Source organism: Gordonia tangerina, from assembly GCF_021556435.1.
In the GTDB taxonomy this organism is placed as follows: Bacteria; Actinomycetota; Actinomycetes; order Mycobacteriales; family Mycobacteriaceae; genus Gordonia; species Gordonia tangerina.
The window spans coordinates 36,333-50,585 of sequence record NZ_JAKGCU010000024.1 but is presented as its reverse complement, the minus strand read 5'-3'; the positions used below and the strand labels follow the sequence as shown (position 1 = coordinate 50,585).

Here is a 14,253-nt window from a genome sequence, read left to right as displayed (position 1 = left end):
GTTTCCTTGCGTTTAGCGGCCGACGCCGCTGGTGGTCAGTGTGGTGTAGATGCCGATGAGGGTGACCAGCGCGGCGTCTTCGGCGGCCGAGCCGGTGGCCAGGCTGCGCTGCTGCGCCATTGCCAGGCGTTGGTGGGCGGCGGCGGCGATCTGGGTGGGGTCGCTGTGCTCGGGCAGTTCGACCTGTCCGGCGCGGTCGGTGGCGGTCAGGATGGTGTGCAGTTCGTCAGTCACCGGGCAGTCGGGGTCGGTGCGCAGCATCCGCTGGTAGTCCTCCAGCACAGTCACCAGCTGCAGCGCCGGCTCGCTGCGCAACCCGGCGGCGATGGTACGGATGTGGTCGCGGGCTGGGTGGGTGAACGCCAACTGGTCCAGACGCGCCAGGATGCGATGGGCACGGTGCAGCACCGCATACCGTGCGATCGAGGTGTGCAGCAGATGTCGTAGGCCCTCGATGCCGCAGCGGGTGGCCAACCAGTCGTTGAGGACCGCCGCGCCGTGACCGGCGGCCTCGCGGCCATGGATCAGCCCGTATTCGCCGACCAACCCCAACAGCTGCGCACGCGCCGGTGGCGCCAACGTGGCAGCAAGCTGGTCGTTGTCGATAATGCGGGCCACCTGCCTCGGTGTGAGCCCACGCAAGGTGGCCAGTGCGGCGGCGGTCTGCTCGGTGAGTTGGCCGGTGTAGGCGGTTTGGGCCAGCAACCCCGATACCGGCACCACCGTGGACACCGTGCCGGCGAGTTGGGTAGCCAGCCGCTGGGCGTGCTCACTGGCATGGGCCAGCGGGTCCCGCGCGCCGAGAGCTCCTTCACCGAAACTGTCGGCCCGCGAGAGCACCCCCAGCATGGTCAGCGGCGTGAACGGCAGCTGCTGCAGGAAGTCGAGTTCGTCGGTGCGCGGCGCGGCGTCGAACAAGAACACGGCGGCGTCGGCGTCAACCGAGGCGGTGCGGGTTTGTTCGAACCCGTCAATCACCGCACGGCGGGTGGCCGAATCGTTGTCGACGGTCAGCGTCGACAACCCTGGGGTGTCGATCAACGTGAGATCGCGCAGCGCCGCCGAGGGCAGCCAGCGGTCGACGAACGCGATCTGCGGACTCGGCAGCGGCAACGCCACGCTGTGCCCGTCGCGGCCCACCGCCACCGGCCGGCGGTGTCCGTCGAGGCCGACGACCTCGGCCCGCGACGGCGCGCTGTCCTGGTAGACGGTCACCACGTGGGTGGCTTCCAGCGCGGCGGTTTCGGCGACCGGCGCCCCGATCAACGCGTTGACCAGTGTCGATTTTCCTGCTTTGAGTCGGCCCACGATCAGCACTCGCGGCGGCGACCACAAGATGGTGCCGATCGCGTTGGCGTGGCCGACCAGATCGCCACCGAGACCGGCCAATTGGTGCAGCCCACGATCCAGCACGGCGTGGATCGGATCGACACCCCCGCCGCCGGGGTACCCAGCAGGGGCGCTCATCGCACTCCCCCACCGACATCAGCATCCGTGGTCACCGCCGGGGGCTGCGGCGGCGGTGCGGTTGCGGCCAGCACAGCGGTGGCGGCGGCCAGTCGTTTGTCCACGATGCCCAGGTTGGTGCTCAGCCGGCTGTGAGTCTTGGTGCGGGTTGCTTCGTCGGCGGCCGCGGTTTGTTGCACCTCGGTGATCGTTTTCTGCAGGGTGTCGATACTAGTGCGCAGGTAGTCGCGGTAGCGGATGATGATCTCCGGACGTGCCTGGGCCACGGCCGCATCCAGCAGCCGGCCGGTGGCGGCTTTGGTGGCGCCGATGGTTTCACGCAGCCAGGTCAGCAGGTTGGTTTTGCCGGCGCGGATCGCGCGGAAACTCAAGTTCACTCCCACCCAGGCGGTGCCGACGATCAGCCCGACACCCATCAGCGCCGACAATCCGAGCAGACCACCCAGCGTCGAGGAGCCGACCACACCCATCGTCAGCAGCGTCGGGTCGAGCAGGCCGTGGCGTTTGTTGCCGACCTGGTGGGTTTCGATCTTCTTGTCCTGCATCGACTCGACGATGCGGGCACACAGCTCTTCCCACACCGCCGGGTCCTCGGCGAAGCGCGGCTCGATGACGGTGTCGTGCAGCCTCTGCAGGAACCCTGCCAACGTTTCGGCCATCGCCACCTGCAGATCGGCTTGCATGTCGGCGGTGAACTTCTGGGCACTGCTGCGCAGCACCGCCATGCCGTGGGTGTTGATGTAGTGCGTCCACTTGTCGCGCACCGCGTCCAGGCGCTGCTCGAGGTCATCGACGGCCGACTGACGCAGCAAGGTCAGATCCCGAGCCAAATACTGTTCCCACTGGCGTGACTGATCCTGCAGCTCGCTCAGCCGGTCACGTTGGGCGGTCAGATCCGGCAAACCCGCCGCACCGACCTCGAGAGCATCGAGTTCGGCCGCGACAGTGGCGCGCACCGTGCGCAATCCCTCCACACAGGTGCGCACCGCGTCCAGATGCGGGGCGCGGGCACCGGCCTGCAGCCGGGTGGTGATCGCTGCGCGCAGCTCGCTGATACCGCTGTCGGTGTCGAGTTCAGCACGCTCGACCGGGTCGGTGGCCTCAACAGCCCACCCCGCATACAGGCTCGACACCCCGATCACCGGGACCGGGCGCTGCAACTGTTCGGCGATGATGCGCTGGTTGTCGGCGACGATCTCACGCCACCGCCGCAGATGTTTGTCGATCTTGGTGACCGCCACCACCACCGCATCCACCGTCGATGCGGCCTGCCGGACGAAGTCAATCTCCGGCGCAGTCAACGGTGAGGACGCATCGCAGGCCACCACCAGCACACACGCCTGCTGCGCCGAGCGACTCGCCAGGCGGGTCAAGCCCGCATCCAACCCGCCCACACCAGGGGTGTCGATGACCGTCACCCCGGCCAACGTCGAGGTGCGGATCGCTACCGCTGCCGACGTCGGCAATTCCTCGACCTGCGGATCAACGACGCGGGCACCTCCGGTGGTCACCCAGTCGGGTAGTTGGGCCACCGGGCATTCACGCGGCCCGGACGCAAAGAACAAAGTGGCCCGCTCAGCGCAGTCCAACTCCGGGTCCGCGGTCACCGACACCGTGGCCGACGAGGTCACATCCACTCCGACCGGACAGATACCGCGCCGCCCGACCAGCGCGTTGACCAACGAACTCTTCCCGCGCTGCACTTCACCGACGACCACGACCGTGGCGGCAGCGGTGTCGGACAGTTTCGACTCGGCGATGTCGGCAATCGCATCCATCTTGTAGGCGCGCAGCACCTTCACCGCGCCCACGACAACCGCGGCAGCGTCATCTGCCGGCGCCGACGACGCCGGCGCGCTGTGTTCTGCCATCACTGCTCGTCCCCCGCGGTCCCCTTCACCCTCAGCCCCAGCGACCGCGACCGCGAAGTCTGCGCCCGCAGATCGCGGGTGCCACGAGCAGTGCGTGACCTGGGTACCAGGGATGTCGGGGTGTGAGTGTACCGACACCCCACTATTCGCGGGGGTCGTGGTAGTGCACTACCCTGCACCCGAGCAACAGAATCGTGCAGGTTCGGTCGGGGGGAACCAAATCGGCCGCCAGCGCATCCAATCACGGAAACCACACAGTTTTGCGTGCGGGACACGGCCGGTCATAGGGGGCTCTCCCGTGCGGCAAAACCCCGCAGAAGGGACCACAACGATGACGCGTTGGCAACCAGCACTACGCACGATGGGGATCGCAGCGACCACCGCAGCCACCCTGGCGACTTTGACGGCCTGCTCCACCGATGGCCAACCCGCCACCGACGACGCCGCAGCCAGCAGTAGCGCCGCTGCCGCATCGGTCGATGTGGCGGCCCTCGACACCGGCCCCTACCCCACCGATCCGCGCCCAGAGTTCGGCCGCGCCACCGACGACCAGATCGTGCAGGTCGAAGGTCAACGCATGGCCCAGTTCATCGTGGTGCCCTTCGAAGTCGACCGCGACATCACCGACATGAAGAACCCGACGTCGGCCATCGCCAGCCGCAACAACCTGACGATGATTCTCGGTGAAGGCACTCCGGAGGTGCCCGCCAACGATGACCTGCTCTACGGATTCAGCACGACCGCCTCCACCCCCGCCGCCAACATCCGGCAGGGCACCAGTCGTGGCCTCAACACCGTGGTGCTGCGGTACATGACACCTGAGGCCGCCACCGCCGCCGCTCAGCAACTCGCCGAGCAGGTCGCCACCAACGGCGATAACACCGTGACCACCCTGCCCGGCTTGCCCGGCACGCACGTCATTCACGACACAGGGACTGACGACACCCACCAGCTGATGACGTTCACACCGCACAATAGCTACGTGATCTACGAGTGGTACGAAACCACCACCAAACAGCAGGACAAGCTGGAACCGACAGTGCGTAAAGCGATCTCGCTACAGACAGCGTTGATCGACCAGTTCCCTGCCACTCCGACCAAAGATGAAGCCGCCGCCCGCGGTATCACCGGCCCTACCCGTCCCATCGTCGACCAGGACCACGTCCTGATTTACACGCTGCCCTACACCGATGAAGAAATGGACAACGGCAAGACCGGTTTGACCCCGCAAAGCATGCGAGCGGTGTACGGGCCACGCGGTATGGCGCACTTCTCCGGCGACCCCGTCGGCACCTTCAACGACCTCAACGCGGCCGGTTCCACCGCCAACGCCGTCGAACGATCCGTTGTTTACCGCGCCGCCAGCGACGAACAAGCCACCACCCTGATGGACAGCTATCGCCGTACCGACAGCGCCGACATCGGGGCGCCCCCCGGACTGTCGGACGCAAAATGCTCCACCACCAACGACAGCAACAACACCACCTACACCTGTCACGTGAAGCTAGGCCGCTACGTTGGCGAGATCCACTCCGACAACAAACAAGACGCCTACCAACAAGCCGCCGCACAATACGTTCTGTTCACCAAAGCCGAACAGAACGAAAGCTGACTTAACCCACACAGAGTTGACGCAACCCGGTAGCCAACGTTTCGTCAGACCGCTCAAAGTCGCGATCACCGGGAGACGACTAGCGCAGATTGCTCGAGCGGGACCTGTGTGCGCTCGCCGTCCACGTGCAGCAAGTCCACGCACTCGTGCGCGAGGTCCACCCACCGTCCGACGGTGGTTCGGTGCACGCCGATAAGGTCAGCAGTCTCGTCCCTGGGAGCACGGAGGCGCTCACGCACGAGCGCACGAGCGACGGTGCGCTCGCCGTGCTTCACACGACCGCGACTGCTCACCAACCGAGCAAGCTGAAGATCTTCCTCGGTCATCTCCTCGTCAATGTCTGCAAAGCTCACGCAAGAAGCATCATCCTGCGGCGGCTGGTCCGTGGAGGTCCGCACATGTGCGCTGACCTGCTGCTGTGCATGTGGCGCACCATGAGCGACACTCTCATCTGCATTCGAGGATGGGTCGCTGGTGCGCTGCGTGTGCTCATGGAACTGGACGACGCCGCTATCAGTCCAAACGTGCATGACCAGACCATGAATGCTCGCGAGCAACGCCAGCGGCGCGACGATCGCGATGGCGACCGCCATCAGCCCATGCGCAACACCCGAATCTGTCGCCAAGAATGCATGCACGGCGTTCCCCGCAATACTGATCGTCGAAAAGATCGCGAGCATAGCGAAGTGGTATCTCTTGCCGGCGTCGTCACGGCGTTTCGTCGCGACGTACACACACCATGTCGCCTGCAAGATGAACACGTCAATCACGACAGGCAGCAGCGGTGTTAGCGAATCAGGTATTGCTCCCGAGATTCGGGCGAGATCCGCTAGAGCGTTGAAGCTCAGGGTGAATGACGCGCCAACGACAACCAAGCTCAGGAGGATGGCGGCAGCAACACTGGCTGTGCTGGTGGAACCGTCATTCATCGATTGAGCTCGGGACGTAGAGTCAGGCATAGATCAACAGCTCCGATCTGTTGGTCGACTGCCCTGGTGACGCCGCAATCGTCACCAGGGCACTCTGCTGTAGCTACTCTCGCTAGGGAAGCTAGCGAGGCTAGCAGCCGTGTTTCGTTAGGTATTCGTCCAGTGCTGCGTCTGTGATCGACTGCAGAGATACATCCCTATCGCCCGTCTCGTAACGAAACTTGCCAACCGCACGAACGGCCCGAGCTTTGACGCTCGGCCGGATTCGTACGTTGTGTTGCTCGGTCATCTTTTCTTGAGTAGAAGCCAGTTTCGGCTCGACGGCCGGCGCAGCCTGAACTGCGGGCACGCTCGCAGGCGCTGACTCGGCAGCATCATCCGTTGGGCCCTTTTGTCTATCGGGCCGTTCCGGCAGGTTGTCGGCAGGGTGTCGACGGGCAATGGCCGGGCTGCGCTCGACTTTGCTCATGATGCTGTTTCCTTTGCTGCGATGTTGAGCTCGTCCAATAGGTCTGTGTAGGCCAGCTGCAAAGCGAGGGATCTCCCTCCCCTGAACTTGTGAATCTGCGTATGCGCACTGTGGGCGTCCTGTCGCGCAGCAAGTTCCGGGATCGACGTTGCCGCGACTAGATCCCCATAGACCTCGCGAAGCTCGTGCTCCCGGAATGTATGCTCGCCCGTGTTGCGCTTACGGCTGATCACGATTTTGTCGAAAGACAGGTTCGGGTTCGGGCGACGAGTGACACTCCGGATCGTCTCTTCAAGGTTCCCCACTCCGCTGACGCTGTCGATCGTCGGCTCCGTGACCGCCACGACACCGTCAGCTGCACACAAGACCGCGAAAAGAAGCTTGCCGAGGCTCGGCGGGCAGTCAAACAGGACCAACGAGTATGCAGACAAATCCACACCTTCGAAAGCTACGTCCAGCCGGAAGATTAGGTCGTTAGCGCCATCTGCCTCAATGTTGGCCAGTGCAACGCTCGCCGGAATCAAATCGACGCACTCCCACGGCGTAGCGATCACGGCATTCGCCGCGGTCCCTTCATCTGTGCGCGACATCAAGTCGTACGCGGTTACTGCGTCGTCCTCGAGCTCCACTCCGAGGCCCGTGGTCGCGTTTCCCTGGGGGTCCATGTCGACAACTAAGACGTGCTGGTTTCTGGCGCTCAACGCTGAGGCCAGACCTAGGACGGTTGCGGTCTTTCCGACTCCACCCTTCTGATTTGCGACAGCAATCCTGCGTGGCTGCAAAACTTTCAGCCACCCCCTTTCCCTATAGCTAGCAATGGTTGCTAGTGAAGCTAATACGGCTAGTCATGGATCGCTAGCGCAACACGCTACCTTAGCTTAGGTCGCTCAGGTAGCTGAGCTAGCTTCGTTAGCTCGTGCAGCTACGCTAGCTAATAGTCCTCGCCCTGCCGTATTGAATATTCGCCCAGCAACAGGGTAGCGCGATCCTCCCCTGTTAGATCGATTAAGCTGTGCTAGCATGCGTAGCTAGCATAGCATCTGTCGCCAGCACAGCTACGTTAGATGCACATACCGTCATCAGTCCGTAGCTTCATGCTGCGGAGGCGATCAGATTGCAGCGCAACACCTGCCGGTCAGCTCGACATTGGGCAATGCCGGACGGTGGATCGTGCAGGCGCAGCGTCTGCACGGTGTGCCGATACGTCGTCTCGACTGCGCTGCCGACTTCTGAGCGGGGAACATTCACGCCGCTTCGTGCATCAGACCGATCGTTACGAAAAACATCTTCGTCCTCCTTTGAGTTCGCTTGTCGTACGTGTGGAACCGAAAATCCAACATGTGCATGGCGGACCGTTTTCGGACGATCGTGCGCCCATTAGGAGTGAGACTGTGAGTTGGTACTTGATCGAAACACTCTTCCCACCAACGATGTCGGTGGTCTTTCAACAAGGACATACACGCAGTTGGAGTTCGATCCAAACACTCAGGAGATCCGAAGGCATTGATGACGTTGGGGGAATGTGCCATGCGGTCATCACATCGGGCAGCGGTTTCGACCGTGTCGTGACTGGTCGCCAAGGGCAGCGACGGGTGCTGATGGTGCCGCTTGTCGGGTTCGGGGGAGTGGTCTACGGAATAAAGACATGGGTTGGCCGGACTGATGGTCAGGTCGGTCCAGAGCCCTCAGTCGCTGCGGTCCATTGGGATCCCCAGGAACTCCTCGGGCGTCACACGGTAAGTCTCGATGGGACGTCGTCGTCGCTCTCGATACTCGACACGGAGGCTGCGGCGACCAGACCGCGAGATCCTGGTCGGCTCCTTAGTAGGGTGATCCACTGCGATCCCTTCAGCGAGCTCACTGAATTCTTGATGGGTGCCGGCGCTTGCACCCGATTCTCTGGTCACTTCACCGTTCTCAACGGAAAGACCGACACTTCCGTCGCAGACATCAGAGTCTGGCGAGGGATAGCTAAGCGTCAGAACAGTACTCCTGATGCCGTTGCTGTCGTACGTGGATTGCTCCATGACGTCACTGATAGTGAGCGACCACAAGTATCACCGATGGCCGCTATGCGGCTCACAGAACTCGAAACTCATTGCAACCAGGAGCGTTCCGCTGTAGTGCTCATCGCATATCGAGCCGATTCCTTCGCTTCGCATAAGCTCGTTCCGAGCCTGTTCTACTGGGTCACCCGTCGGCCCGCCTACGTAGCCAGTGTCGTTGCAGACCGGTCGCCGGTCCCGGGCAGTCTCATCCATCCAGAGGACTATGAGAAGTTCGGTCGCGCCAAGCACTCACTCAACTCAAGTCCTACAGGTGCCACGGTGCCTCTCTGCGTACGCTTGCTGAGTTCTGCGCATACTTGGGTACGGGTGAAGATTATGTTGCAGCGCTACCCCGGGGCGGTAGGGGATCACCTGCATGTGGCCCGAATTCTTCACCCTCAGTAGTTCCACGTAAGCCTGACTTCTGAGGTGTAGGAGAGCTCCCGGCACGTCTATAGCGACTCAGGAGAGCCAACTGACCTCTGTCTTCTGGCGATTCTCCGCCAACCATTGCATCACGGTGTGTAAGCCTGGATCGCAAAACGGCGAGTCCGCGCTTGCTTCGTGCCTGTTCAGAGCGGGTGTCGGCATGCCAGCACCTCCTCTCGGCTACGACTCGAGCGCTGATCTCACGAGACCGCTGGTCAGCTCCGCACGCCTCAGCAGCATCGTCGAGGGAGACCGCTCCCAGCGACCACCGTGTGGATCTCCCGGATCCTGTCCGCTCGGCGAGTCCGAGGCCCTCGAGGCTGCGGAGAAGGCGCAGTGTTCCGTGGGAGGCGTCGCCGAGGGGCTGGTGGGTGGCGGAAGCCAGGGTCGCCGTGCGGAACAGCGTGGTAGGGGAGTGGGCCAGCTGGAGCCAGAGCTGGTGCTGGGCGTGGCCAAGTTGTCCCCAGAGGGGGTGGGGGCGTGTGGTGCGAGCAAGGGGGGTTGTGAGGTCATGGGCAGCTTCCCCCCGGTGTACACGGTCCGGGAGGGTAAGCGAATAGAGATTTGCATGCCGCGCGTTGCTCGCAGGCCACTGCTCTACTAGCTGCAACAGTCCGCGCTGAACTAGTTGCTTCAAGATCCGGCTAGCGGTGCCATCGTTGATGTGCAAAAGGACATTCAGGTCGCGCCGTGCCAGAGGACGGCCGTGAATACCGTGACCGTCGGCGAATCGCGCCTCAATGATCGTGGCCGCGTAAGCTGCCAGGTCTGGTTCCGGCCAGTACGAAATTTCGACCATGACTGCATCAATCACCGCTTGGTCTTCAAGGGCTATTGGGGGCTTATGCGATCGCGCGCGTCGCACGATCGAGTACCAATGACGTTGGCAGGACTCCCATCGGACGGGTCCTCGCGAACCGCGCATTCTCCAGGCATCGAGATCGCGATCGCGAAACTTGGCGAAACACGCCATGCGCTCGTACCACCACCGGACTGCGGCAAACGACCGCAGTCCGCGCTTCCATAAACACCAAGCGCCATTGGTTGCCGCTAGCGACCTATCGTTCTTCCCGGGGTCGCTGAGTCTTCGCCAGTCGTCCGATGACAACGGCTGTCGCGCTCTCCATGCACGAGGCGCTTCGCACTGCAGTGCGTTGCTCGCGTCTGCGCTCACTGCAAAGTCATCAGGTGGTGCGGTAGTGATTGGCGTTGGCCGCGCGCTGGGCAGGGTAGCGAGAGCGTCGGCCGCGCGATGTGCGGCGGCGACCGCCGTCATAGGCTCAAGCGTCTCAGCATCAACGGGGACGCATGCACCACCGCCGTTCTTGAGAGAGGGACTTCCCGGGAGCCGAACCGGCTTTCGCCCACGGATGTCGACGTCTGCCATTTCCGGCAGGGCCGGCAGATGGTGGGCGCGTAGCTGCTGCACAACCTGCAATAGGTAGGTCGCGGCGGCCGGTGTCGGACAGGCGAGAGCTACGTGGAGGGAATCGGGACTACCTGATTGAGCAAGATGCGCCACAGCAGCCCCGACATCAGCGGCGGAGTCGCGTATAGCTGGCCAGATGACGTCACTGCAACGATCCAGGTCAAGGACAAGTAGGTCAGAACGCAAAGGTGCGACCACGGCCCAAGCAGGGCGACCAGCGCCCACGCGCTCAGCTTCGGTCATCAGTACCGCAGCGTCGCCGCTATCAACCTTGACAGCTTCATTCGGTCGCGCTGTTGGGGCGAGCGCATAGGCATGGGTGCCCGGCGCAAGGAGTAGTCGATATAGCTCGGACCAGCGCGACTCCGCGGCTACCGAGTCGTGATCCGACACGCAGTGTTCAGGTGTGGCGCCATCTGAAGGATGCGCGCTACCCTGAGAGCAGTCCGGCAAGACTGATCCCTTCGTGGAGGATGAGTGATCTTCTCCCAAGGGGCGAGCCAAGTTGGCGCTTGGTCTCTGAGACTCCCTCGGTGTGGCAGCTGGGGGAGTTTCGTCTATCTAGAGAAGGTCACTCCGAGTGTTCTGTTTTATGAACGGTGTCAAGCTCAAACAGCTGGCTTGAGGAGCACCTCCTGTTCCCCCGGAGTCTCGAGACCTAGATCTCGAGCGATCAAGCGCTCGATGTACTCGGTTAGATCTAGTCCTTGACTACCAGCCTTTTCACGTGCTGCGGCCTTGAGCAGAACGGGCACCTTGGCTTTGATCAAGTCGCGCTCACCCTTCGACGGGCGGCCAGGCCGACGAGGCGATGTGGCTCCACTCATGCGCCCATTATGGGTACCCGAAAACTGAGCGGCGGGAGACACGCCGGGAATGAAGGCAACAACTTGCGCCATAGCCCATGTGTACCAGCAAAGGTTTGCGACAACTACTTGCGGCTACGGCGCGCCGCCGCCCGGGCGGCGAGCACCACGCGCCGCTCTTCACGTACGACGTCCCACGCCGAGTCAATTTCGTCTCGAGATACTCCGTAAACGCCGCACATTGCGTCAGCGAGACCCGCTGGCATGTCGCGTCGCTGACCGCGCTCAACTTCCCCAAGCGCGGTTCGACCTACATTCAGACGCCCGGCCGCCGCAGTCTGCGTGAGGCCCGCCCTCACTCGGAGGTCAACTAGGGTAGGAGTGTTTTCCAAGGTGGGTGCAAGGTCAGACACGTCTACGCCGAGCGCCTCGGCCACGCGTGCGAGCGATGTCGGGCTAGGAACGGTGGCGCTGGTCAGCCAGGACGACACCGCTTGTCGCGAGATTCCGACCATTTCCGCTAACTCATCTGGTGCCACGCCATGCCGATTCATCGTGCGGCGCAAGGCTGTCGCCGAGAAACCGTGCACACCGGCGCGGGGCATCGTGTTAGTTCCTTTCGCCTCGAAGATGGAGCGTGAGCGCCGCCGAAACACAGCCGCTTCGACGAAGGTCTACTTACGCCATTGTTCCGGTAGATCGATGTGCCGCGGCAGCGAAGTGTCTATAACTTGCGTCTATAACTTGCGCACTTTTAGGTAGGGGATTACGCTCGGCCGCGGTACTCCATACACACCTAGGCGGAGAGGGGGTGTTACCATCGTCGACACAACGCGCACCCGCATTCGGGTGGACATCTTCCTGAAGCCCTGGAATCCCGGGTTCGGTCGCGACCGCACAACGGTGTGCAGATCATCAAATGATCTGCACACGTTGCGAGTTCAGTCGCGAGAGGTTTCTGGCGTGGTGGATCGAGCGAACGCACAATGTGTGGCGCTGACGTGTGCATTCGTGACAACACCCGCATCTTCCACACGAAGGGCCATGGCAGCCTTTCCGTGGCGCACCTGTTCCCTCGCGGCACCAACTCGCATCTGCTTGCAGGGGCGAGTTGGTGCCGAGCTGGAAGGAGGCCGTGCGGACAGATCGCGAATGAAGAACACGTGAACTGGGCGGGGCTCAGATTGCCGTCCAACCTCGCCCAGTTCACGGGCCCCTGTGAATACCCAATCTCGATGCGGCAGGTGCAACATCGAGTCGAGTCATCCCAGTCTACCGTCGCGGTGGCTGCGCACGTCCGACTCCGAGCGGCACCCCGTTAGAGCGAATCCGGACGTGACGGAGGAAATGGTGCGATTGAGACTTCTGAGCCCTGCTTGGCGAACGGGGCAAATCTTGTGTGCGATTCGAGAGTGTAACTCTGCCTCTGGCCCTTGCCCTTTTCCCGATCAACGAGGCGTGGAAGAGCGCTCCTTGATTGTCTTCTGCAGCTTCAGGTGTAGCTGTTCAGATCGTCAGCTGCAGAAAGTCGCTACAGGATGAAGCTCCGAAAGTTACCTGCGGTGGGGGCCGCCGTGGTGTCGGCGGCCGTGATGGCCGGCCTTACAGCCGTGCCAGGGCCGGCGGCGGCAGCGCCTGAGTGCGCGCCACTCTATGTTGTCGGTGTTCCGGGGACGGGTGAAACTTCCGCGGGCGGATCGACAGATCTGTCGTCAGGAATGCTAGGCACGATCACTCGGCCGCTTGCGTCGTTGGCCGGGTCGCTGACGGAAGATGTTGCCGTTCCCTATGATGCCGGGTTCGGTGGTGCGGTTGCTGGCGGCGATATGCCGTATGCGCAGTCGGTGGCTCAAGGTGTCATGCGGTTGTCTTCGACGCTGACGCAGATCGCGAACGAGTGCGACGCGGCGCAGTTCGCTCTCACCGGGTATAGCCAGGGCGCACAGGTCGTGTCGATGACCGCGAAGCAGATCGGTAAGGGTCAGGGACCGATCGACGCTTCTCGGGTGGCCGGTGTTGCTGTGTTGGGCAATCCGGTCCGTCAGGCCGGTGCGCCAACGTTTTCTGGTGGTAGTGACCGTCCAGAATCCCTGTCGGGTGGTGTGACGGGGTCGTTGGCGAACATTCCTGCGTACACGGCGCCGACGCCGACCGGCGGCGGGATCGGGCCGACGGCCGACACTGTCGGGGACTATGGGCAGCTCAACGGCCGAGTGGGCGATTTCTGCACTCCTGGCGATTTGGCATGTGACGCACCGTCGGGATCGCCGCTCGTGCATGTGGTCACCAACCTTGCCGGGTCGAGCAAGCTCGATCAGGACGACCCGGTTGCCACGCTGGCGTCGGTTGCGACTGCGTTGGGCTCGACAGCAATCAAGGCCGGGGTGGACGTGGTGAATGAGGATGTCTCCGGCGACACCGTCGACTCGTTGTCCTACACGCCGTCCGAGCCGCTGTCACAGCGCTTGGCCGAGGCGTCGGACCCGCGCAGTCCGATGCCGGATCTCAACGAGACGGTCAACGCGCTGATCAAGGTCGGCACCATCGGTTTCAACGCGGTGAAGACGGTGGTGCGCACCGTGTTCACCCCGGACACTATCGCCCAGGTCGCTGCCGTGGGTTTGGCCAATCCTGCAGCGGCGCTGGGTGTCCTGGCCGCCAAGATTCCCGCCGCAGTGGTGCAGCTTGTCCCACCATCGACGGTGTCGCGGTGGGCCGATGAAGCATTCCAGGCCGTGAAGACCGAGGTCACCGCCAACAGTGACCTGTTGGACCTGACCAACCTCGTCTCCTACTGGAATGCCGGCAACACTCACCAATCCTACGGTCGGGCATCGGTATCACCGGCAACACCGAGCCCGGCACTGTACATCGCGCAGTGGTTCGCTGCGCTTGCCCATGACGCGGCCGGCGAGCACGCCTTCACCCCGTACCGCTCCGACGGAGTCCTCAACTACGACACCAGCTCCGGCACCTCGGAGTCGTCGGTGTTCAGCCCGTCAGTGCCGCCGGTGTCGACCTCATCGGCACCGACGACCTCGCTCGACCCGGGCTCGGTCGGCGATGGTTCGTCCTGGGTTCCCTCCGGCGGTATCACCGCCGGATCTGCGACCCCCACCTCCACCAGCATGCCGTCGGCATCCAACTGAGAGAGAGCATTCTGTGTGCCAGCATCACGCTCATACCCACCACC

9 protein-coding genes are annotated in these 14,253 nt (G+C 63.0%); 3 read left to right on the top strand and 6 right to left on the bottom strand.

What is annotated here, in order from left to right:
* Nucleotides 1-12 precede the first annotated feature (12 nt).
* Nucleotides 13-1,467 carry a GTPase gene (locus L1892_RS20060; protein ID WP_235725412.1) on the bottom strand — a complete coding sequence of 485 codons (1,455 nt, stop codon included), beginning with the start codon at nt 1,465-1,467 and terminating at the stop codon, nt 13-15.
* On the bottom strand, nt 1,464-3,338 hold the full coding sequence (locus L1892_RS20055; RefSeq protein WP_235725411.1) for a dynamin family protein: 1,875 nt from the start codon (nt 3,336-3,338) through the stop codon (nt 1,464-1,466). Before L1892_RS20055 ends, L1892_RS20060 begins: the two co-directional genes overlap by 4 nt.
* A 331-nt stretch (nt 3,339-3,669) precedes the next feature.
* On the opposite strand from L1892_RS20055, the gene L1892_RS20050 reads away from it, so the two are divergent.
* The gene (locus L1892_RS20050; RefSeq protein WP_235725410.1) at nt 3,670-4,950 is read left to right on the top strand and encodes a DUF7373 family lipoprotein; all 1,281 of its coding nucleotides are present in this window, start codon (nt 3,670-3,672) and stop codon (nt 4,948-4,950) included.
* Between the two features lie 65 nt (nt 4,951-5,015).
* On the opposite strand, the gene L1892_RS20045 is transcribed toward L1892_RS20050, so the two are convergent.
* The 3 genes from L1892_RS20045 to L1892_RS20035 form a co-directional block, all read right to left on the bottom strand.
* Nucleotides 5,016-5,879 carry a DUF2637 domain-containing protein gene (locus tag L1892_RS20045; RefSeq protein WP_235725409.1) on the bottom strand — a complete coding sequence of 288 codons (864 nt, stop codon included), beginning with the start codon at nt 5,877-5,879 and terminating at the stop codon, nt 5,016-5,018.
* A gap of 130 nt (nt 5,880-6,009) precedes the next feature.
* On the bottom strand, nt 6,010-6,348 hold the full coding sequence (locus L1892_RS20040) for a hypothetical protein (protein WP_235725408.1): 339 nt from the start codon (nt 6,346-6,348) through the stop codon (nt 6,010-6,012).
* On the bottom strand, nt 6,345-7,130 hold the full coding sequence (locus L1892_RS20035) for a ParA family protein (RefSeq protein WP_235725407.1): 786 nt from the start codon (nt 7,128-7,130) through the stop codon (nt 6,345-6,347). The genes L1892_RS20040 and L1892_RS20035 overlap by 4 nt, the downstream gene beginning before the upstream one ends.
* A 282-nt stretch (nt 7,131-7,412) precedes the next feature.
* On the opposite strand from L1892_RS20035, the gene L1892_RS25070 reads away from it, so the two are divergent.
* Nucleotides 7,413-8,801 carry a GAF domain-containing protein gene (locus L1892_RS25070; RefSeq protein WP_372475308.1) on the top strand — a complete coding sequence of 463 codons (1,389 nt, stop codon included), beginning with the start codon at nt 7,413-7,415 and terminating at the stop codon, nt 8,799-8,801.
* A 2,384-nt stretch (nt 8,802-11,185) separates the two neighbouring features.
* Here the strand turns inward: L1892_RS25070 and L1892_RS20030 are convergent.
* Nucleotides 11,186-11,665, bottom strand: a complete 480-nt coding sequence (locus L1892_RS20030) for a helix-turn-helix domain-containing protein (protein ID WP_268900511.1) — start codon at nt 11,663-11,665, stop codon at nt 11,186-11,188.
* Nucleotides 11,666-12,598: 933 nt separating this feature from the next.
* Between L1892_RS20030 and L1892_RS20025 the strand changes: the two genes are divergently transcribed.
* Nucleotides 12,599-14,209 (top strand): cutinase family protein, encoded by a 1,611-nt coding sequence (locus L1892_RS20025; protein ID WP_235725406.1) that lies wholly within the window; start codon nt 12,599-12,601, stop codon nt 14,207-14,209.
* The last annotated feature ends 44 nt before the right edge of the window (nt 14,210-14,253 follow it).